Source organism: Bradyrhizobium sp. BR 1433 (assembly GCF_051547665.1).
Classification (GTDB): Bacteria; Pseudomonadota; Alphaproteobacteria; order Rhizobiales; family Xanthobacteraceae; genus Bradyrhizobium; species Bradyrhizobium australafricanum.
Genome location: NZ_JBPUGG010000001.1, coordinates 5683963 through 5702890 on the forward strand (window position 1 = coordinate 5683963; position 18928 = coordinate 5702890).

The following is an 18928-nucleotide window of genomic DNA, read 5'->3' on the forward strand; positions in this document are numbered from 1 at the left end:
AAATACATGACTTTAATTCATGCGAAACGGTACAAAGTGTCGTTTGTGAGTGGGCCGAATAGCTCAGATATTACCGCCAACAGGTTACCGATAGGAGCCGCAGATGTCCATTTTCACCCATGAATCGATGACAAATCATCATACGTCAAATCATCACGCGTCGGGGCTGCTGAACCAGGTCGGCGAGACGCTTCATGTCTGGTGGGAGCGCTACGAACGCCGCCGCGAGCTGTCGCAGTGGACCGAGCGCGACCTGCACGACATCGGCATGTCCCGCAGCGACATCGTTTTCGAGACCGAGAAGCCGTTCTGGCGGGCCTGAGAAGGACGCCACCGCTGGCGTCGCCTCAACAGAGGGGCGCCGGCCAATTCTTCACCCGAGGAGCGTGTCATGGTTGCGCTGCATCTCGACGATCTCAAGCAATACTCTGACGTGCTGCGCGCCAAGAACGGCAGCGAGGTCAAGGTGCGCTTCGTCGAGCTGCGCGACCGCGAGGAGCTGCAGAGCTACATCCGCTCGCTCTCCGCGGGGTCCCGTTACAACCGCTTCCTGGGCGCGTTGAGCGAGCTGCCGAAGACGGAGCTCGAGCGTTTCATCCATGTCGGCGAGGCCGACCGGTTCACGGTGATCGCGACGATGCCGGTCGATGGCTTTGAGACCATCGTCGGCGAAGCCCGCTACGCCTTCCATGCCGATACGTCGAGCGTCGAGTTCGGCCTGTCGATCGATGACCGGTGGCAGGGCCACGGCATTGGCAAGGCGTTGCTGAAGAATCTCGAATGCCGTGCGGCGTCCTTCGGAGCCGAACGCATCTTCGGCGACACCCTGCGTTCCAATGCGACGATGATCGGCCTCGCCCGCAAGTCGGGCTACGCCTTCACCCAGAGCCCCGGCGACTGGAAGCTGGTGCGCTTCGTGAAAGAGATCCACGTCGAACCGCAAGACATTCCCTGTGCCAGCTGGCGGCTTGCCGCCACTTCCCGCTTGGCCGCGATGTCCTCGCTTGCGGTTTGACTGACTGGCCCGGTTCTGGCCCCTCCAGAACCGGGCCCTTTTCTTTTCCTCACCGGTGCCGCGACTGCCACTCGTCATGCGCGGGCTTGACCCGCGCATCCATCAAACAAAAAGGCGTTCCTTTGCGATGCATTGCCGGGTCAAGCCCGGCAATGACGGGACACCGAACTGGGATCAACTCCCCCGAAACACCGGCTTGCGCTTCTCGATGAAGGCCTGCACCGCCTCCTTGTGATCGGCCGTCGTGGTGAGGCGGATCAGCCGCTCGGCCTCGTGGTCGCGTGCGGTGGCGAAGTCGAATTGCAGCGCCTCGTCGAGATTGTCCTTCATGTAGCGCAGCGCGAGGGTCGGGCCTTCGGCGATCGACTTCGCCAGCGCAAAGGCCTCGTCCTGCAGCGTCTCGTCCGGCATCACGCGGTTGACGAGGCCGATCTGCTCGCATCTGGTGGCGTCGACCTTCTCCGAGGTGAACATCAACTCGCGGGCGCGCGAGGTGCCGACCAGCCGCGTCAACAGCCAGGCCATGCCGTAATCGCCGCTCAGCGCCACGCGCAAGTAACCGGTCGAGATGAAGGCGGATTGCGCCGCGATCCGGATGTCGCAGGCCATCGCGATCGCAAGGCCGGCGCCGACCGCGGGACCGGGAAGGGCAGCAATGGTCGGCTTGCGCACCGAGGCCAGCGCGCCCGTGAGCAGGCGCTGGCGCTCCTGCAAATCCGCGACCTTGTCCTCATAGGACATTTCGAGCTTCTTCTTGTCGCGATGCGCGCCCATGCCCTTGACGTTGCCGCCGGCGCAGAACGCCTTGCCGGCGCCGGTGACGAGCAGCACGCCGACTTCGGGGTTCTCGCCGCAGGTCTTGATCATGGTGCGCAGCGCCGGCGTCAAGGTATCCGACAGCGAGTTGCGGGCGTCCGGGCGGTTCAGCGTGATGACGGCGACGCGATCGCGGATCACGCAGAGCAGTTCGTCGGTGCCGGTCTCGATCTTGATTTCGTTCGACATGTCTTCCTTCCCCAGTTCCATCCGTCATTGCGAGCGGAGCGAAGCAATCCATGTCGCCGCAAGTGGAGGAATGGATTGCTTCGTCGCTTCGCTCCTCGCAATGACGAATGTGGCGGCGGTTTGCGTCCAGCCTACGCTGCTTACATGATCTCCGTCATCTCAAAACTTCTCAACCCAGGGCCGCAATTCCAGCTCCCAGGTCCAGGCGCTGCGCGGCTGCTGCAGCACGCTCCAGTAGCTCAGTGCAATCGCGTCGGGATCGAGCATCGAGTCCGGCCGGTCGGCGGGCTCGGTGCGCGCGGCGCTGCGGATGCCGCCGTCGATCACGAAATGCGCGACGTGGATGCCCTGCGGCGACAGTTCGCGCGCCATGCTCTGCGCGAGGCCGCGCAAGGCGAACTTGCCCATCGCGAACGGCGCCGATTGCGCATAGCCCTTGACGCTGGCGGAGGCGCCGGTGAACAGGATTGCGCCCTTCTTGTTGGGCAGCATGCGCTTCGCCAATTCCTGCGCCACCAGGAATCCGCCGAACGCCGAGACCGCGATCGCCTGTTCGACCTCTGAAGGGACGAGTTCGACGAAGGGGCCGCGTGAGCGGCCGGAGGCGTTGTAGACCACGAGATCAGGCGTTCCGATCTCGCGCTCGACCAGACCAAAAAGACGTTCGACATCCTCGGCCTTGGTGGCGTCGCAAGCATAGGCCCGCGCGCCGGTTTCAGTGCAGAGCGCACCGAGCTTCTCGATGCTGCGGGCGCCGAGTGCCACGCGAATTCCCTCCCGCGAAAATAGCCGCGTCAACGAGGCGCTCAGGCCCTCGCCGGCGCCGACGATCAGGGCGATCTTGTATTTTGGAATATCCATTGGGCTTTCCTTTGCTCGGCCGGAGGAGGATAGTCGTGCCCAAACAAATGAGCACCGAAGCCGGGAATTCAATGCAGCCGCACAAGCAGGATTCGAAAACGTCAGCCGTCAGCCAGCCGGGCCTGCTGGCGCCCGACACGACGGGAATGAATTTCTACCGGGCCGATCCGGCGCTGACCGACCTTCTGAAGCTGCATTTGCCCGATGCATTGTTCCGCCATATCGAGCCGCATCTCGACCGCCTCGGTGGATTGGCCGGAGGCTATCTCGACGAATGCGCGCGGCTTGCCGACCGGCATACGCCGGTGTTGCACCAGCGCGACAAGTTCGGCCGCGACGTGCAGCACATCGAATATCATCCGGCCTATCGCGAGATCGAGAAGGCCGCGTTCGGCGAGTTCGGCATTCACGCGCTGTCGCTCCGCAAGGGCATCATGGGCTGGCCCGACAAGTATCCTGTCGTGGCCAAGCACGCGTTTACCTTCCTGTTCAACCAGGCGAAGTTCGGCATGGGCTGCCCGATCAACGTCACCGACGGTTGTGCAAAGCTGCTGGCAAATTTCGGCAGCGAGGCATTGAAGGCGAAATATCTCGACGGCCTGACCCAGACCGACATGAGCAAGCTGACGCAGGGCGGCCAGTTCATGACCGAGAAGGAGGGCGGCTCCGATGTCGGCACGCTGACCACGCGCGCCGTGCAGGAGGGCGATCACTGGCGGCTCTATGGCGAGAAGTGGTTCTGCTCCAACGCCGATGCCAAGGTGGTGATGCTGCTGGCGCGGCCGGAAGGCGCCGGGCCGGGCACCCGCGGCGTCGGCCTGTTCCTGATGCCGCGTTTCCTCGACGACGGTTCGCAGAACCATTACCGGATCGTGCGGTTGAAGGACAAGCTCGGCACCCGCTCGATGGCCTCGGGCGAGATCAAGTTCGACGGCGCGATCGCCTACGCCGTCGGCAAGCTCGACCGCGGCTTCGTGCAGATGGCCGAGATGGTGAATTCGTCGCGGCTCTCCAACGGCGTGAAATCGACCGCGCTGATGCGCCGCGCCTGGCACGACGCGATCACCGTAGCGAAGGGCCGCGTGGTGTTCGGCCAGCGCATCATCGACCTGCCGCTGGCGCGGCGGCAGTTGATGAAGATCATGCTGCCGACCGAGCAGGCGCTGTCGATGAGCTTTTTGACCGCTGACGCGCTCGACCGCGCCGAGGCCGGCAGCCAGGACGCCGCGGCGCTGCTCCGCATCCTGACGCCGACGCTGAAATTCCGCGCCACTCGCGACGCCCGCAAGGTCTGCGGCGATGCGATGGAGATGCGCGGCGGCATCGGCTACATCGAGGAATTCGTCACGCCGCGGCTGCTGCGCGACGCGCATCTCGGCTCGATCTGGGAGGGCACCGGCAACATCGTCGCGATCGATGCGCTGAAGCGCGCGGTCGGTCGCCATGGCGCCGACAATGCGCTTGCCGCCGATCTGCATGCGCGGCTCGATGACAGCCCGAATGTGCCGCAGGCCTGGCGCAACCGGCTGCGCGACCTCAGCGACCGCGCGGTCGCGTTTGCGCGCGAGGTGGCCGGCCGCATCGACAATGAGGGCGATGCGCGACGCGCCACCAGCCTAATCTACCATGTCGCAAGCGCGGTCGCGCTGGCGTGGGAGGGCGGACGCATCCACGAGATGCGCGGCGATGCGCGGCGGCTGTTGCTGTCGCGGATGGTGGTCGATCATCGCGTGTTGCCGGGCGATCCGTTCCGGCTAACGGAAAATACCGTTCAGCGCAGGATGACCGAGCATCTGCTCGGCGATCGCGCGGTCGGCATGGCCGAGGTTGGCGAATTGCTTGACGCCGCGTAGGCTGCTGCGCGAGCGAACTTTTCAAACAATCAAAAACGTCAAGGGAGACCCCGATGAAGGCCGCCGTCCTGCATGAAGTCAATCAGCCGCTGGTGATCGAGGATGTCAGCGTGCCCAATCCGGGGCCGCGCGAGGTCTTGATCCGCACCGCGGTCGCGGGCCTCTGCCATTCCGATCTGCACTTCATGGAAGGCCTCTATCCGCATCCGTTGCCGGCGGTGCTCGGCCATGAATCGGCCGGCGTGGTCGAGAAGGTCGGCTCCGACGTCAATTACGTGAAGCCCGGCGATCACGTCGTCACCTGCCTGTCGGTGTTCTGCGGCACCTGCGACAATTGCACCACCGGCCGCACCGTGCTGTGCACCGACACCACGGTGAAGATGCTGCCTGGCGCCTCCAACCGTCTGTCCTGGGGCAGGAAGGAGAAGCTCAACCAGTTCCTCAATCTGTCGTCCTTCGCCGAGCAGATGCTGGTGCACGAGAACGCCATCGTGAAGATCAAGAAGGAGATGCCGCTCGATCTCGCCGCGCTGATCGGCTGCGGCGTCATCACCGGTTATGGTGCGGTGGTGAACACCGCGAAGGTGACCGCCGGCGAGACGGTGGCTGTGATCGGCTGCGGCGGCGTCGGCATGGCCGCGATCAACGGCGCGCAGATCGCCGGCGCCGGCCGCATCATCGCGATCGACACCAATCCGGCCAAGCTGCAGCTTGCAACCAAGCTCGGCGCCACCGATATCGTCGATCCGGCCCGCGGCGACGTGGTCCAGCAGGTGCGCGAGCTCACCGGCGGCGGCGTGCAGCACTCCTTCGAGGTGCTCGGCCGCAAGGACACCGCCGAGCAGGCCTTTGCCATGCTGGCGGCGGGCGGCACCGCGACCATCGTCGGCATGATCCCGTTCGGCCAGAAGATCGAGCTGCACGGCTTCGACTTCCTGCGCGAGCGCCGCATCCAGGGCTCGTCGATGGGTTCCAACCACTTCCGCGTCGACATGCCGCGCCTTGTCGACTTCTACATGCGCGGCAAGCTGCATCTGGAAGACTGGATCTCGGCCAAGCTGAAGCTCTCTGAAATCAACGAGGGCTTTGCCAACATGAAAGCCGGCAAGACGCTGCGCAGCGTGATCATGTTTGATAGCTGAGCGTGTGTCGTCCCGGCGTAGGCCGGGACCCATACGCCGCGGCCTCGCTTTGGGCACGTGGGTGGACGACTTTCTTTACTCACCACAAGCTGCGGTGGTTATGGGTCCCGGCCTGCGCCGGGACGACACCTGAATCGCTCACCGCGCGACATGCGCGGATACCGCGAGCCATTTTCCGTTCTGCCGCGCCCAGCAATCGGTGTAGCGGCCGGACGCCGGCTCACCGTCCGCGTTGGTGTAGCTGGTCTGGGCGTGGATGATGGCGAAATCGCCGAGGATGCGGATTTTAACGTCCTCGGCCTTCAGGCCCTTGATCTTCACCGGGATTGCCGTCTGCTTCAGGAAGGCAGTGCGGTCGACCAGGCTCTTGTCGGGATTGGTGCAGTAGAAGTCCTGCGCCAGGATCTCATCGAAGCGCTTGACGTCGCAGTTCTGAACCGAATCGACGTAGTCCTTGTTGAGCTTCGTCAGCTCCTCGAGGTCATTGCTCATTTGTTTTCTCCCGGTTTCCCCTCGTCATTGCGAGGAGCGAAGCGACGACGCAATCCACGCCTCCGCGCAGACGGATATATGGATTGCTTCGCTTCGCCCGCAATGACGCTGGCAAGTATCGATCATCGAACATCTTCGGCGGCACGAAGCCGCCGAATTCGTGCTCGATCAGCTCGGCGAGCTTGAGCGGCGTGCGGTCCTCGAGCCATGGGCCAACGATCTGCACGCCGACCGGCAATCCGTTGGGCGCAAAGCCGGTCGGGATCGCAGTCGAAGGCAGGCCGGGCAGGGTCGCGATGCCGGGCCAGGCGAGCTGGTCGGTGTAGATGTAAGGCTCGCCGTCGATCAGGATTCGCCGCTGCTCCTGGTCGGGCTCATGATCGTGCGGATAGGCCGCCGTCGGCATGATCGGGCAGATCACTGCGTCGAACGACTTGAACAGCTCGCGCCATTGCGCGCGCAACCGCGAGCGGGCGACCGTCGCCTGCACCCAGTCGCGGTGGCTGAGCGCGATGCCGCGCAGCCGCTCGGCCTGCAGGCTGGTGTTGCTGGCGGGCAGCGCGGCCGCCGCCGCGCAGGCGCCGGCATAGACCTCCGGCGGGAAGGTCGCGGCGAGGAACGAGAGCAGCATCCGCATATAGAGCCGTGAGGACGCCGCGAAATCCGGCAGCAGCGGGCTCGAACGCGATATCTTCGCGCCGGCCTTGTCGAGGTGGCTGGCGAGCTTGTCGATGCTGCCGCGCACCGCCTTATCGGTCGGCAACACCGGATCGGTGTCGATGACGAGGATGCGGAAATCCTTCAGACTGGCGTGGCGCGCCGCCGGCAGGTCGAGGCGATAGGCCTTGCCGGCATCGAGCGGATCGGGAACCGCCATCACGTCGAGCAGCAGCGACAGGTCGGCCGCGCCACGCGCCATCGGGCCGGTCACCGCAAGGTCGCGCTCATAGATGATGGGCGGCGCCGGCGGCGCGGTGTGGCCGCGCGACGGCAGCAGCGCGAAGGTCGGCTTGTGCGCATAGATGCCGCAATGAAACGCCGGCACGCGGAGCGAGCCGCCGATGTCGGAGCCGAGCGACAGCGCGCCGTAGCCCGCGGCGAGCGCCGCCGACGATCCGCCAGACGAGCCGCCCGGCGTGCGGCCGAGGTCGTAGGGGTTGTTGGTGGTGCCGTAGATCTCGTTGTAGCTCTGCCAGTCGGCGAGCCCGACCGGCACGTTGGTCTTGCCGAGGATCGCGCCGCCGGCGTCCTTCACCCGCTGAATCGACAGCGCGTCCTCGGTCGGGACGAAGTCCTTTTGCGGCAGGAAGCCCCAGGTCGTCGGCAATCCGGCGACGTTGAAGGATTCCTTCACCGTCATGGGAATGCCGAGCAGCGGCCTGTGCTCGCCGCGCGCGATCGCGGCATCAGCGGCGCGGGCAGCGGCGAGGCCACGCTCGAAATCGCGCACGCAGACCGCGTTGACCTTGCCGTCGTGGCGCTCGATGCGGCCGATCGCGTCCTGTGCGAGCTCGACCGCCGAGACCTGCTTGTTGCGCAGCGCCTTCGACAATTCGACGGCGGTCTTGAAGCTGTATTGCGATTTGGCCACGGCGTGCTCCCGGTTTGTTGTTGGCGCGATGATGGGCAGTTTGGCTGCCGCCCGCAAGCGCTGTAGCCGTGACGTTGTCGCCGTGTTTGATCGGAATTGCTCTGCTTTACCTCGCCCCGCTTGCGGGGAGAGGTCGCCGCGCGCTTGCGCGGCGGGTGAGGGGGTACAGGTACGTCCACTTGCGTCACGTGTGGATATGGCCCCTCACCCCAACCCTCTCCCCGTAAGAACGGGGAGAGGGAGACTTGAACCGTTGCTACGCCGCGCCGATCAGGATGCCGACCGCGAGCACGATCGCGCCGCCGAGCACGATCTGGAATACCGCCTGCAGGAACGGCGTGTCCATGTAGCGCGCGCGGATGAAGGCGATCGCCCACAATTCGAAGAACACCACGATGCCGGCGATCGCGGTCGCGATCCAGAATGCATTCGGCCAGGCGTCGGGCACCAGATAGGGAATGGTGTGGCCGAGCCCACCGAGCGTCGTCATCAATCCGCAGGTCAGGCCGCGCAGCCAGGGCGAGCCGCGCCCGGTCAGCGAGCCGTCGTCGGACAGCGCCTCGGCGAAGCCCATGCTGATGCCGGCGCCGATCGAGGCGGCAAGCCCGACCAGGAAGGTCTGCCAGTTGTGATGGGTGGCGAAGGCGGCGGCGAACAGCGGCGCCAGGGTCGAGACCGAGCCGTCCATCAATCCGGCGAGACCCGGCTGCACATATTGCAGCACGAACATCCGCCGCCGGGTGCGGTCTTCCTCCGCGCGCACGTCCGGCTTGAGGATCTCGCCGGTCAGCTTCACCGCGAGCTTCTCGTGGCCCTTCTCCTCCTCGGCGAGATCGCCAAGCAGGCGCCGCACGCCGACATCCTCGGCCTTCTCGGCGGCTTTGGCATAGAAGCGCTCGGCCTCCAGCTCCATGGTCTCGACTTCCTTGCGGATGGTGTCGAGCGGCAGGTTCTTGGTGAGCCAGATCGGGCGGCGGCGCAGGAAGCCTTTGACGTCCTCGCGCCGGATCGGCGGCAGATGCGCCCCGAAGCGCTGCTCGTAGGTTTCGAGCAGCCGGTGGCGATGGCCGCGCTCCTCCTCGGCCATCTCCTCGAAGATCTTGGCGGTGTCGGGATAGCGCCCGGCGAGATCCTCCGCGAACGTCATGTAGATGCGGCTGTCCTCCTCCTCGGAGGCGATCGCGACCGCCAGCACCTCGCGCTCGGTCAGATCGGCAAAGTTCTTCACGGCAACGCCTTGTTCACGGAGTTCAGAATTCGAATAGTTCTAAACTATAGGGTTGCACCGGCGCCGGGTCAAATCCGGATCGGCCCGGATTCGCTGCCGCAGCACCGGCAAGCCGCGCGGGTTGAGCGAAGAAAACGCCTGAGATCAACGGGATGCGACGCGACGGCCGAACGAGCGTCTAGCGCTGCGTGCCGGCGTCTCGCAGGAATGTGAGCAGCAGCCGGCTCACCTCATCGGGCTGCTCCTGCTGCACCCAATGGCCGGCGCTGTCGACCAGATGGCAGCCGATCATGTTGGTGCAGGCTTTCGTCTGCATCGCCTCGAACACGCCGGGCCGCTGATATGTGCCCCAATCCTGCCTGCCGGAAATGAAGGCGGACGGCTGGTCGATCGTGCGGCCGCTCCAGGTCTGCAGTTCCCGGACGAACGCCCCCGAGGTGCCGCAGCGATACCATTGCAGTCCGCCCTGGAATCCGGTCCGCTGATATTCGGCGCTGTAATAAGCGAGCTCGCTATCCGGCAGCCATGTGTTGGCGGCGATCGCCTCGCGTGACGGCATCTCCTCGGCGACGGTCGCGGCCATGTCCTTGGCGAGATCCATCACGTAATAGGTCGGCAGTTTTGCCAATTCGCCTGCCGACCAGGATTGCAGCGGATACGGCTTGTTGTCTTTCCAGTCCGCGCTTTTGTGGTGGTAATAGGCGCGCAGGAAGTTGTGCACGCCCTGCGGCGCGCGATGCATGTCGTCACTCGCCGGGCGCGTCGAATAGTACCATTGGTAGTGCTTGCGCGGCCGCGGCAGCGCGGCGAGCTCGCGATGCACGGGGTCGTCGGTCGCTGGCTTTGCCGGCGCGCTCGCGGTGTTGAACGGCAGCGACGGCGGCCCCGAAAACGGCGCGCTCATCATCACCACCGCGCGGAACATGTCGGGCCGGATCAGTGCGCACCACGCCGCAACCGACGAGCCGAAATCGTGCCCGATCACCGCATCGACGTGCTTGTAGCCGAACGCAGCGACCAGCCCGAGCGCATCGCGCACCAGATTGGGCAGGCGGAACGACGCGAGATCGCCGTCATACTCCGCACTCCAGCCTGACGTGCGGCCATAGCCGCGCTGGTCCGGCGCGATCACATGATAGCCGGCGGCGGCGAGCTTCGGCATCACCTTGCGCCAGGAGAACGCCAGCTCCGGAAAGCCGTGCAGCAGCAACAGGCAGGGCCGGCCGGATGTTTCGAAGCCCGCTTCCAGCACATGCATGCGCAGGCCGTTGATTCCGTCGACATAACGCGAGCGGATGGTGGAGGGCAGCGGGATGTCGGGGAGGGCTGGCATCGGAGATCACCTGTTTGGCATCGCCGCACAACCAGCGCATTTCGCTGTATGCTGGCGGCCATTGTTTCACGATAGCAACTTTGCCCAGGGGATGCATACCGCATGCGCCACGCCAGGATTGCAGAGCTGACCGGCTCGATGTCGCGCCTCGGTCTGACGGTCGTGGCCGCAAGCGTGATGCTGGCATCGGCCGTGCGTGCCGCCGACATCAAGCAACTGACCGAAAGACTGCCGCACGCCTATATCGGCGAATTCCTGTGGGACGGTGACACGACGGTGCAGCACCTCGTCATCACCTTCGACAAGGTGCAAGCGCTGAACGAGCAGAACGCGGAAGCGCGCGGCTGCGGGTCATACGAGGTCGGCGGTCACGTAACCAAGATCGGCGTGCAGATGTTCATCCGGCTGTCCGACCTCGAGGTCGAGCTGTTTGAGCGGTCGCCCGACGACAGTGGATCGTTCGAGACCGAGGGCAGCCACCGCGGCAAGCTGTCGGAGGATTTTCAGCAGATCGATGCGCAGTGGACCACCACGGCAAATGGCAAGCACGGCCAACTGCATCTGCGCGCCGCGGCGTCCGCCGCGTGCGAACCGGCGGCGGAGTTGTAGGTCGGCGGGGTGCGCGCAAGCGGCGTCCCGCGTGCGCTCTTCATCCTCCCCCGGATCGGTTGCATTATTTCGGAATATTGGAAATCTATCTCTGAGTTGCCCGACGTGTCAAGCTGCCTTGTCGAACGCGGGAGCCGCCAGCTCCTTTGCATGGGGTTGTTTTCGATATTTTGGCGCGCGCCGCGGCGGCGGCCCCTCCGGGGAGCGGCGAACCGCGGTCACGGCCTGGCAGGCGCCTTCGGCCAATAGCGGTCGCGCAGATGGCGCTTCACCAGTTTGCCGGTCGGCGTACGCGGCAGCTCTTGCTCGAAGTCGATGCTCTTGGGGCATTTGATCGGCGACAAGTGCTGCCGGCAGAACGCGATCAGCTCGGCCTCGAGCTCCTTGCCGGCCCTGGTGATGTCGTGCGGCTGCACCACGGCCTTGACCTCTTCGCCCATCTCCTCGTTCGGCACGCCGAACACCGCGACGTCGGACACCGCCGGATGCGTGATCAGGACGTCCTCGGTCTCCTGCGGATAGATGTTCACGCCGCCGGAGATGATCATGTAGCTCTTGCGGTCGGTCAGATAGAGGAAGCCCTCTTCGTCGAGGTAGCCGACATCGCCGAGCGTCGACCAGCCCTTGGCGTTGTAGGCCTTCTTCGTCTTCTCCGGATCGTTGTGATAGGAGAACGCCGGCGCGTCGGCGAAAAAGACCTGACCGATCTGGCCGGTCGGCGCTTCCTCGTCGTTCTCGTCCAGGATCTTGACCTTGCCGACCACCGCGCGGCCGACCGTGCCGCGGTGGCTCAGCCATTGCTGCGAGGTCGAGACCGTGACGCCATTGCCTTCGGAGCCGGCATAATACTCGATCAGGATCGGTCCCCACCATTCGATCATCTTCGCCTTGACGTCGACCGGGCAGGGCGCCGCGGCGTGGATCGCGCCTTTCAGCGACGAGACCTTGTAGCGTGCGCGCACTTCGTCGGGCAGCTTCAGCATGCGCACGAACATGGTCGGCACCAGCTGCGACTGCGTCACCTTGTGCTTCTCGACCTGCTTCAGAAATTCCTCGGCGTCGAAATGCTCCATGATGACGGAGGTGCCTCCGAGCACGGTGGCCATCATGTTGAAGCGCAGCGGGGCCGCGTGATAGAGCGGCGCCGGCGACAGATAGATGCTGCCGGCATTCATGCCGCACATGTCGGCGGTGAGAATGCGCAGGAACGGGTTCGGCACGTCGATCCGGTTGCCCTCGAACTGCTTCTTGATGCCCTTGGGTCGGCCGGTGGTGCCGGAGGAATACAGCATGTCGTAGCCGGCGACCTCGTCGGCAACCGGCGTGGTCGGCTGCGCGCCGGCTTCCTTGTCGTAGGAGCGGAAGCCCGGTGAGGGCTCGTCCATCATGTAGAACAGCGGCTCGCCCGCCTCGCCCTTGATCAGGCCCTTCACCTTGTCGGCGCACTGCAGGGTGGTGATGAACACCTTCGCGCCGCAGTCCTTGATGATGTAGGCGATCTCTTCTTCCGTCAGATAGCGGCTGATCGCCGTGTAATAGAGACCCGAGCGCTGCGCTGCCCAGCAGATCTCCATGAATGCGAGCCGGTTTTCCATCAGCAGCGCGATGTGGTCACCGGCCTTCAGGCCGAGCGAGCGGAACAGATGCGCGCCCTGGTTCGAAAGCTCGTCGAGCTCGCGATAGGTGATGGCCTTGCCGGATGCCGCCATCTGATAGGCGATCTTGTTCGGATGGGTGCGCGCGTGGATCGACGGATGGGTCATTGTGTTTCCTCGGAGCATCAATAGTGGTCGTCCCCGCGAACGCGGGGACCCATAACCACCAATTTTTCTTGTTGGACTGGGTTGTGGCCCCAGCCGCGCCTAACCGCGGGCATTTGTGGTTATGGGTCCCTGCTTTCGCAGGGACGACACCAATTATTTTGGAGGCTGCGTGCCTCGTTTCTCGCGACGTTACAGCCGCTCGACAATCGTCACATTGGCCATGCCGCCGCCTTCGCACATGGTCTGCAGGCCGTAGCGCTTGTTGCGCTGCTTGAGGGCGTGCAGCAGCGTCGTCATCAGCTTGGTGCCGGAGCCGCCGAGCGGGTGGCCGAGCGCGATCGCGCCGCCATTGACGTTGAGCCGGGCCGGATCGGCGCCGGTGGTCTTCAGCCACGCGGTCGGCACCGAGGCGAAGGCCTCGTTGACCTCGAAGAGATCAATGTCGTCGATCTTCATGCCGGCCTTCTGCAGCGCGCGCTGGGTCGCCGGCAGCGGCGCTTCCAGCATGATCACGGGGTCGCCGCCCATCATGGTGAGGTGATGGATGCGCGCCATCGGCTTGACGCCGAGCGCCTTCAAGCCCTTCTCGTTGACGACCATGACGCCGGAGGCGCCGTCGCAGATCTGGCTGGCGCTCGCCGCGGTCAGCTTGCCGTTCTCGGCGATCAGCTTGACGCCCTTGATGCCGTCGAGGCTGGCGTCGAAGCGGATGCCTTCGTCGATGTGATGGGTGTCGGTCGAGCCGTCGGCGCGGGTGATCTTGACCGGCACGATCTCGTCCTTGAAGTGGCCGGCCTGCGTCGCCGCGATCGCGCGCTGATGGCTGTTATAGGAGTATTCGTCGAGCTCATCCTTCGACAGGCCGTACTTCTCGGCCATCATCTCCGCGCCGGTGAACTGGCTGAACACGATGTTGGGATACTTCGCCTCGATGCCCGGGCTCTTGTAGTGGCCGAAGCCGTTCTTGGCGGGCAGCGAGGAGGCGAGGCCCATCGGCACGCGGGTCATCGATTCCACGCCGGCGGCGATCACGCAATCCATCGTGCCAGACATTACCGCCTGCGCCGCGAAGTGCAGCGCCTGCTGCGAGGAACCGCACTGGCGGTCGATCGAGGTGGCCGGCACGCTCTCCGGCAGCTTCGAGGCCATCACCGCGTTGCGCGCGATGTTGGTGGACTGTTCGCCGGTCTGCATCACGCAGCCCATGATCACGTCCTCGACCTGCGCCGGGTCGGCGCCGGTGCGCTCGACCAGCGCATCGAGCACGGTCGCGGCCAGATCGGCCGGATGCCAGCCGGCGAGACGCCCTCCCTTGCGGCCGCCCGCGGTGCGAGCGGCGGCGACGATATATGCCTCGGCCATGTCTGATCTCCCTGATGTTTCCGGATTGGGCGGTCTGAAAGTTGGACCGGATTTAAGGGGTGGCTCAGCATTTAGTCAATCAATCAATTAACTCTTGAGTGCGGCCCCGCCATGGGCTTATGTGCGGCCTCGATTTACCGTCGAACCCTGACCCTAGAGCGGGACCAGAGCACAGTTGAATACCAGCGTACCGACGAAACTTTCGGCCGGCAAAAATGCCACCGCCGACAAGCTTTTGGTTGCGGCCAGTGAGCTGATGATCGAGCGCGCCTCGATCGAGGTCTCGTTGTCCGACATCGCGCAGAAGTCGGGCGTCAACGCCGCGCTGGTGAAATATCATTTCGGCAACAAGGACGGGTTGTTGCTGGCGCTGCTGGCGCGCGACGCCGCCACCGAGATGTCGCAGCTCGAATATCTCATCAGCCAGCCGATCACCCCGTCCGCGAAACTGCGCCTGCATATCGGCGGCATCATCCGCGCCTATCACCAGTTCCCCTATATGAACCGGCTGATTCATTACCTCCTGCACGAGAGCTCGCCGGCCGCCGCGAACGAGGTGTCGAAGTTCTTCGTCGCGCCGCTCTTGGATTTTCACCGCCGGCTGCTCGCAGAAGGCATCAAGGCCGGTGAATTCCGCAAGATCGATCCGGTGCTGTTCTACACCAGCCTGATCGGCGCCTGCGATCATCTGTTCTTCGGCCGCCACGCGATGTCGCGCGCGGTCGGCGTCGGTCCGGTCACCGACGAGGTCTGCCGCGATTACATCAAGCACATGGAAGCCTTGATCTTCGGCGGCGTGCTCAATCCCGATAAGGAAACGGCAGTAGTTGCCGCCGGATAACAAAGTTCGAGTCTAGAGAAGAAACGCCCAAGGAAAGGTTGTATCCATGCAGTTGAAAGACGTTGCCGTTCTCATCACCGGCGGTGGCTCCGGCCTTGGTGCCGCAACCGCGCGCGCCATGGCCGCCAAGGGCGCCAAGATCGGCGTGATCGACCAGAACAAGGAAAACGCTGAGAAAGTCGCCGCCGAGGTGAAGGGCGTCGCGCTGCATGCCGACGTCACCGACGAGGACGCGATCAAGGCTGCGATCGCCAAGGCCGAGGCCGCGCACGGCATCGCGCGCGTGCTGATGAACTGCGCCGGCATCGGCGGCTCGCAGCGCATCGTCGGCAAGGACGGCGTCTATCCGCTGGCAAAGTTCGTCCGCATCATCAACGTCAATTTGATCGGCACCTTCAACGTGCTGCGCCTGTTCGCCGAGCGGCTGGCGACCGAGGCCCCGATCGGCGAGGAGCGCGGCGTCGCGATCAACACCGCGTCGGTCGCGGCCTATGAAGGCCAGATCGGCCAGATCGCCTATTCCGCCTCGAAGGGCGGCGTCGTCGGCCTCACGCTGCCGGCCGCGCGCGACCTCGCCAGCCTGAAGATCCGCGTCAACACCATCGCGCCGGGCCTGTTCCTGACGCCGTTGCTGATGGGTCTCAATGAGGAGGCCCGCAAGAGCCTCGGCGCCCAGGTGCCGCATCCGGCCCGCCTCGGCGACGCCTCGGAATACGGCAACCTCGCGGTCCACATCGTCGAGAACCCGATGCTCAACGGCGAAACCATCCGCCTCGACGGCGCCATCCGCATGGCGCCGCGCTAAGCCACAAGCTCGACTGTCGTCCCGGCCTTGCGCGCAATTGCGCGCTGGAGCGGGGACCCATACTCCGCGGCGTCTGTAACAGGCAAACCTGACAGACGCCGCGCAAGACAACAACAGCCTGTGGTTATGGATCCCGGCTTGCGCTTCGCTTGGCCGGGACGACGGTCGGGAGGACCATGCGCGTGTCTCAGCCGCTGCTGATCGAACATCACGAAGGGGTCGATTGGGTCACGCTCAATCGCCCCGAGAGCCTCAACGCACTCGATCCTTCGCTGATCGACGCGCTCAACCTCTATTTCCAGGGCCTGCAGCGCAATCGCGACACCCGCGTCGTGGTGCTGAAGGGCGCCGGTGCGAGTTTCTGTGCTGGGCTCGACCTCAAGCACGCGATGGCGCGCCGCGGCGGACAGACCGAGCCGCCCGGCGTGACGGAGTCGCTGGACTCGCAGCGTCGCATCGCCGACATCGTGATGCTGATGCGGCGCGCTCCGCAGCCGGTCATCGCGCTGGTGCAGGGCGCTGCCGCCGGCGGCGGCTTCGCGCTGGCGCTTGCCGCCGACATCCGCATCGCCGCGACAAACGCGCGGATGAATTGCGCCTTCATCAAGCTTGGTCTCGGCGGCTGCGATATCGGCACCAGCTATTTCCTGCCGCGCCTCGTCGGCGTCTCGGTTGCTTCCGAATTGATCCTCACCGGGCGCTTCATCCATGCCGACCGCGCGCTTGCCGTCGGCCTGGTGTCCGAGGTGGTCGAGGCCACCGATCTTGATGCTGCGGCCAATCCTTATGTCGAGGCGATGATGACGGCCTCGCCGGTCGGTCTCCGCCTCTCGAAGGAATGCATCAACATGAGCGTCGATGCCGGCTCGATCGAGGCCGTGATCGCGATGGAAGATCGCAATCAGGTGCTGTGCAGCCGCTCGGAAGATTTCCAGGAGGGCATCAGGGCCTTTCTCGAGAAACGAAAGCCTGTCTATATCAAGCGCTGAGAACAGATCCTCTAAAGGACAAGAATTCCGGGAGACGCAAAATGGATGGAGACGCGGCGATGCTGACGAAACCTGCCTTTCGCAAGGTGGATTGGCTCGCACGTGACATCGCGGTCGAGCGGCGCGGTGACGGCACCGTCGTCCTGAAGTCGCGGATCCCGCTCCAGGCCTACGAGACGCATATTCCAGCCTATCTCGCCAAATGGGCGGCGCAGGCGCCGGAGCGGATCTGGCTCGCGCAACGCGGCGGTCCCGACCGGCAATGGCGCAAGGTCTCCTATGGCGAAGCCAAGCGCACCGTCGATGCGCTGACGCAAGGCCTGCTCGATCTCGGCGTTGGCGACGGCCGGCCCGTCGCGATCCTCTCGGGCAATTCGATCGAGCACGCGCTGATGACACAGGCCGCGATGCAGGCGCGGCTGCCGGCCGCGCCGGTGTCGCCGGCCTATTCGCTGATGAGCCAGGATCACCTCAAGCTCAAATACCTGTTCAACCTGATCAAGCCCGCCGTCGTGATGGTGCAGGACGGCCCGACCTTCGAGAAGGCGCTGAAGGCGATCGATCTCACCGGCATCACGGTCGTCCACGTCCTGCGTCCCTGCGAGGGGATCAAGAGCAAGGCCTTTGCCGATCTCGCGGCAACGCCGGTGACGACTGCGGTCGGTGCCTCCATTGCGAAGATCACGCCCAGGACCGTCGGCAAGCTGCTGTTCACCTCGGGCTCGACCGGCATGCCCAAGGCCGTCATCAACACCCAGGAGATGATGTGCGCCAACGCGGCGATGATGATGCAGGTGCGCCCGCGTGAAACGGAGGGACCGATCCCGACGGTGCTCGACTGGATGCCGTGGAATCATACCATGGGCGGCAACGCCGCGTTCAATCCGGTACTGGTCGACGGCGGCACGCTCTATATCGACGACGGCCGGCCGATGCCGGGCCAACTCGAGGAGACCATCAGGAACCTGCGCGAGGTGTCGCCGACCTATTACGCCAACGTGCCGGCCGGCTACGCGGCGCTCGCCGCCGCGATGGAGAAGGACGAGGCGCTGTGCGCGAGCTTCTTCAAGAACCTCTCGATCATGGCCTATGGCGGCGCGCGGCTGCCCGACGATCTCTATGACCGGATGCAGGCGCTGGCGGTGAAGACCACGGGCGAGCGCATCGTGTTCTACACCGGCTGGGGCTCGACCGAGACCGCGCCGACCTCGACCGGCACCTATTGGGACACCGAGCGTGTCGGCCTGATCGGCCTGCCGTTCCCCGGCGTCGAGCTGAAGATGGTGCCGTGCGGCGCGAAATACGAATTGCGGCTGCGCGGCGTCAACGTCACGCCCGGCTATTTCGGCCAGCCGGACCTCACGGCGAAGATGTTCGACGAGGAGGGCTTCTACTGCATCGGCGATGCCGGCGTGTTCGTGAACGCCGAAGACCCGCTGCAGGGCATCATCTTTGCCGGCCGCGTGGTCGAGGATTTCAAGCTGACCACCGGCACCTTCGTCCATGTCGGCTCGCTGCGCACCGATGCGATATCAGCCGCGACACCGGTCGTGCATGATGCGCTGGTTGCTGGCCAGGATCGTGAGTTCATCGGCCTGCTGTGCTGGCCGAACCTGCATGCCTGCCGCCAGCTCGTCGGCAATGCAGATGCCAGCTATGAGGACGTGATCCGGCATCCCGAGGTGGTCGCCTGCCTCAGAAAGGGCTTGCAGGCGCACAACGCCTCCACCACCGGCAGCAGCATGCGCATCGCGCGTGCGATGCTGATGGTCGAGCCGCCATCGATCGACGGCAACGAGCTCACCGACAAGGGCTACATCAACCAGCGCGCCGGCCTCGAGCGCCGCGCCGCACTGGTCGAGAAGCTGTATGCCGGCAAGCCCGGCGATGACGTGATCATCTTGAACTGATCCTACGAAAGCAAACACGTCATTCCGGGGCACGCGAAGCGTGAACCCGGAAATCCAGAGGTTCCTTACGTCGAGATTCCGGGTTCGATGCTGCGCATCGCCCCGGAATGACAGCAAGAAAAAGGTAAG

At 64.7% G+C, this 18928-nt stretch carries 17 protein-coding genes; 9 read left to right on the forward strand and 8 right to left on the reverse strand.

All coding sequences use genetic code 11. The features are described from left to right. Positions 1 to 103 precede the first annotated feature (103 nt). The gene (locus tag ACSKB9_RS27295) at positions 104 to 322 is read left to right on the forward strand and encodes a DUF1127 domain-containing protein (RefSeq protein WP_438076991.1); all 219 of its coding nucleotides are present in this window, start codon (positions 104 to 106) and stop codon (positions 320 to 322) included. Positions 323 to 391: 69 nt separating this feature from the next. After that, complete coding sequence (locus ACSKB9_RS27300) at positions 392 to 1015, forward strand: N-acetyltransferase family protein (protein WP_438076993.1); 624 nt, start codon at positions 392 to 394, stop codon at positions 1013 to 1015. 174 nt (positions 1016 to 1189) lie between these two features. Here the strand turns inward: ACSKB9_RS27300 and ACSKB9_RS27305 are convergent, their stop codons facing one another. Further along, the gene (locus ACSKB9_RS27305) at positions 1190 to 2020 is read right to left on the reverse strand and encodes an enoyl-CoA hydratase (RefSeq protein ID WP_438076995.1); all 831 of its coding nucleotides are present in this window, start codon (positions 2018 to 2020) and stop codon (positions 1190 to 1192) included. 159 nt (positions 2021 to 2179) lie between these two features. After that, the gene (locus ACSKB9_RS27310; RefSeq protein WP_438076997.1) at positions 2180 to 2881 is read right to left on the reverse strand and encodes an SDR family NAD(P)-dependent oxidoreductase; all 702 of its coding nucleotides are present in this window, start codon (positions 2879 to 2881) and stop codon (positions 2180 to 2182) included. Between the two features lie 71 nt (positions 2882 to 2952). Between ACSKB9_RS27310 and ACSKB9_RS27315 the strand changes: the two genes are divergently transcribed. Together ACSKB9_RS27315 and ACSKB9_RS27320 are read left to right on the forward strand one after the other, a co-directional pair. After that, on the forward strand, positions 2953 to 4734 hold the full coding sequence (locus tag ACSKB9_RS27315; protein WP_438080417.1) for an acyl-CoA dehydrogenase family protein: 1782 nt from the start codon (positions 2953 to 2955) through the stop codon (positions 4732 to 4734). Positions 4735 to 4787: 53 nt separating this feature from the next. After that, positions 4788 to 5876 (forward strand): Zn-dependent alcohol dehydrogenase, encoded by a 1089-nt coding sequence (locus ACSKB9_RS27320; protein ID WP_018269116.1) that lies wholly within the window; start codon positions 4788 to 4790, stop codon positions 5874 to 5876. A 138-nt stretch (positions 5877 to 6014) separates the two neighbouring features. On the opposite strand, the gene ACSKB9_RS27325 is transcribed toward ACSKB9_RS27320, so the two are convergent. The 4 genes from ACSKB9_RS27325 to ACSKB9_RS27340 form a co-directional block, all read right to left on the reverse strand. After that, positions 6015 to 6368, reverse strand: a complete 354-nt coding sequence (locus ACSKB9_RS27325) for a nuclear transport factor 2 family protein (RefSeq protein ID WP_438076999.1) — start codon at positions 6366 to 6368, stop codon at positions 6015 to 6017. Beyond that, on the reverse strand, positions 6358 to 7959 hold the full coding sequence (locus tag ACSKB9_RS27330) for an amidase (protein ID WP_438077001.1): 1602 nt from the start codon (positions 7957 to 7959) through the stop codon (positions 6358 to 6360). The genes ACSKB9_RS27325 and ACSKB9_RS27330 overlap by 11 nt, the downstream gene beginning before the upstream one ends. 256 nt (positions 7960 to 8215) lie before the next feature. Beyond that, complete coding sequence (gene mbfA, locus ACSKB9_RS27335) at positions 8216 to 9187, reverse strand: iron exporter MbfA (RefSeq protein WP_057016287.1); 972 nt, start codon at positions 9185 to 9187, stop codon at positions 8216 to 8218. Positions 9188 to 9365: 178 nt separating this feature from the next. Next, complete coding sequence (locus ACSKB9_RS27340; protein ID WP_438077003.1) at positions 9366 to 10520, reverse strand: alpha/beta fold hydrolase; 1155 nt, start codon at positions 10518 to 10520, stop codon at positions 9366 to 9368. 102 nt (positions 10521 to 10622) lie between these two features. Here ACSKB9_RS27340 and ACSKB9_RS27345 point away from each other — a divergent pair, with 102 nt between their 5' ends. Next, a complete protein-coding gene (locus tag ACSKB9_RS27345) occupies positions 10623 to 11129 on the forward strand; it encodes a hypothetical protein (protein ID WP_438077005.1) in 507 nt (168 codons plus the stop codon). Positions 11130 to 11347: 218 nt separating this feature from the next. On the opposite strand, the gene ACSKB9_RS27350 is transcribed toward ACSKB9_RS27345, so the two are convergent. Together ACSKB9_RS27350 and ACSKB9_RS27355 are read right to left on the reverse strand one after the other, a co-directional pair. After that, positions 11348 to 12892, reverse strand: coding sequence for an acyl-CoA synthetase (locus tag ACSKB9_RS27350; RefSeq protein ID WP_438077006.1), 1545 nt, complete (start codon positions 12890 to 12892; stop codon positions 11348 to 11350). 189 nt (positions 12893 to 13081) lie between these two features. Then, positions 13082 to 14254 (reverse strand): acetyl-CoA C-acetyltransferase, encoded by a 1173-nt coding sequence (locus tag ACSKB9_RS27355; protein ID WP_057016283.1) that lies wholly within the window; start codon positions 14252 to 14254, stop codon positions 13082 to 13084. 175 nt (positions 14255 to 14429) lie between these two features. On the opposite strand from ACSKB9_RS27355, the gene ACSKB9_RS27360 reads away from it, so the two are divergent. The 4 genes from ACSKB9_RS27360 to ACSKB9_RS27375 all read left to right on the forward strand — a co-directional run bounded on the left by ACSKB9_RS27360 (position 14430) and on the right by ACSKB9_RS27375 (position 18799). Further along, entirely contained in the window at positions 14430 to 15095 is a 666-nt protein-coding gene (locus ACSKB9_RS27360; protein WP_438077007.1) for a TetR family transcriptional regulator, read from the forward strand. 46 nt (positions 15096 to 15141) lie between these two features. Continuing rightward, positions 15142 to 15900, forward strand: coding sequence for an SDR family NAD(P)-dependent oxidoreductase (locus ACSKB9_RS27365; RefSeq protein WP_016847447.1), 759 nt, complete (start codon positions 15142 to 15144; stop codon positions 15898 to 15900). A gap of 182 nt (positions 15901 to 16082) precedes the next feature. Next, positions 16083 to 16889 carry an enoyl-CoA hydratase/isomerase family protein gene (locus ACSKB9_RS27370; RefSeq protein WP_438080419.1) on the forward strand — a complete coding sequence of 269 codons (807 nt, stop codon included), beginning with the start codon at positions 16083 to 16085 and terminating at the stop codon, positions 16887 to 16889. A gap of 41 nt (positions 16890 to 16930) precedes the next feature. Beyond that, positions 16931 to 18799: an AMP-binding protein gene (locus tag ACSKB9_RS27375; RefSeq protein ID WP_438077008.1), complete on the forward strand. Its 1869-nt coding sequence runs from the start codon at positions 16931 to 16933 to the stop codon at positions 18797 to 18799. Positions 18800 to 18928 lie beyond the last annotated feature (129 nt).

What these genes read in the sequence shown, in the direction of transcription:
- ACSKB9_RS27375 (WP_438077008.1), top strand. Translation starts at nt 16,931, where the DNA reads ATGGATGGAGACGCGGCGATGCTGACGAAACCTGCCTTTCGCAAGGTG.
- ACSKB9_RS27305 (WP_438076995.1), bottom strand. Translation starts at nt 2,020, where the DNA reads ATGTCGAACGAAATCAAGATCGAGACCGGCACCGACGAACTGCTCTGC.
- ACSKB9_RS27345 (WP_438077005.1), top strand. Translation starts at nt 10,623, where the DNA reads ATGCGCCACGCCAGGATTGCAGAGCTGACCGGCTCGATGTCGCGCCTC.
- ACSKB9_RS27325 (WP_438076999.1), bottom strand. Translation starts at nt 6,368, where the DNA reads ATGAGCAATGACCTCGAGGAGCTGACGAAGCTCAACAAGGACTACGTC.
- ACSKB9_RS27350 (WP_438077006.1), bottom strand. Translation starts at nt 12,892, where the DNA reads ATGACCCATCCGTCGATCCACGCGCGCACCCATCCGAACAAGATCGCC.
- ACSKB9_RS27315 (WP_438080417.1), top strand. Translation starts at nt 2,953, where the DNA reads ATGCAGCCGCACAAGCAGGATTCGAAAACGTCAGCCGTCAGCCAGCCG.
- ACSKB9_RS27295 (WP_438076991.1), top strand. Translation starts at nt 104, where the DNA reads ATGTCCATTTTCACCCATGAATCGATGACAAATCATCATACGTCAAAT.
- ACSKB9_RS27340 (WP_438077003.1), bottom strand. Translation starts at nt 10,520, where the DNA reads ATGCCAGCCCTCCCCGACATCCCGCTGCCCTCCACCATCCGCTCGCGT.
- ACSKB9_RS27320 (WP_018269116.1), top strand. Translation starts at nt 4,788, where the DNA reads ATGAAGGCCGCCGTCCTGCATGAAGTCAATCAGCCGCTGGTGATCGAG.
- ACSKB9_RS27310 (WP_438076997.1), bottom strand. Translation starts at nt 2,881, where the DNA reads ATGGATATTCCAAAATACAAGATCGCCCTGATCGTCGGCGCCGGCGAG.
- ACSKB9_RS27365 (WP_016847447.1), top strand. Translation starts at nt 15,142, where the DNA reads ATGCAGTTGAAAGACGTTGCCGTTCTCATCACCGGCGGTGGCTCCGGC.
- ACSKB9_RS27355 (WP_057016283.1), bottom strand. Translation starts at nt 14,254, where the DNA reads ATGGCCGAGGCATATATCGTCGCCGCCGCTCGCACCGCGGGCGGCCGC.
- ACSKB9_RS27300 (WP_438076993.1), top strand. Translation starts at nt 392, where the DNA reads ATGGTTGCGCTGCATCTCGACGATCTCAAGCAATACTCTGACGTGCTG.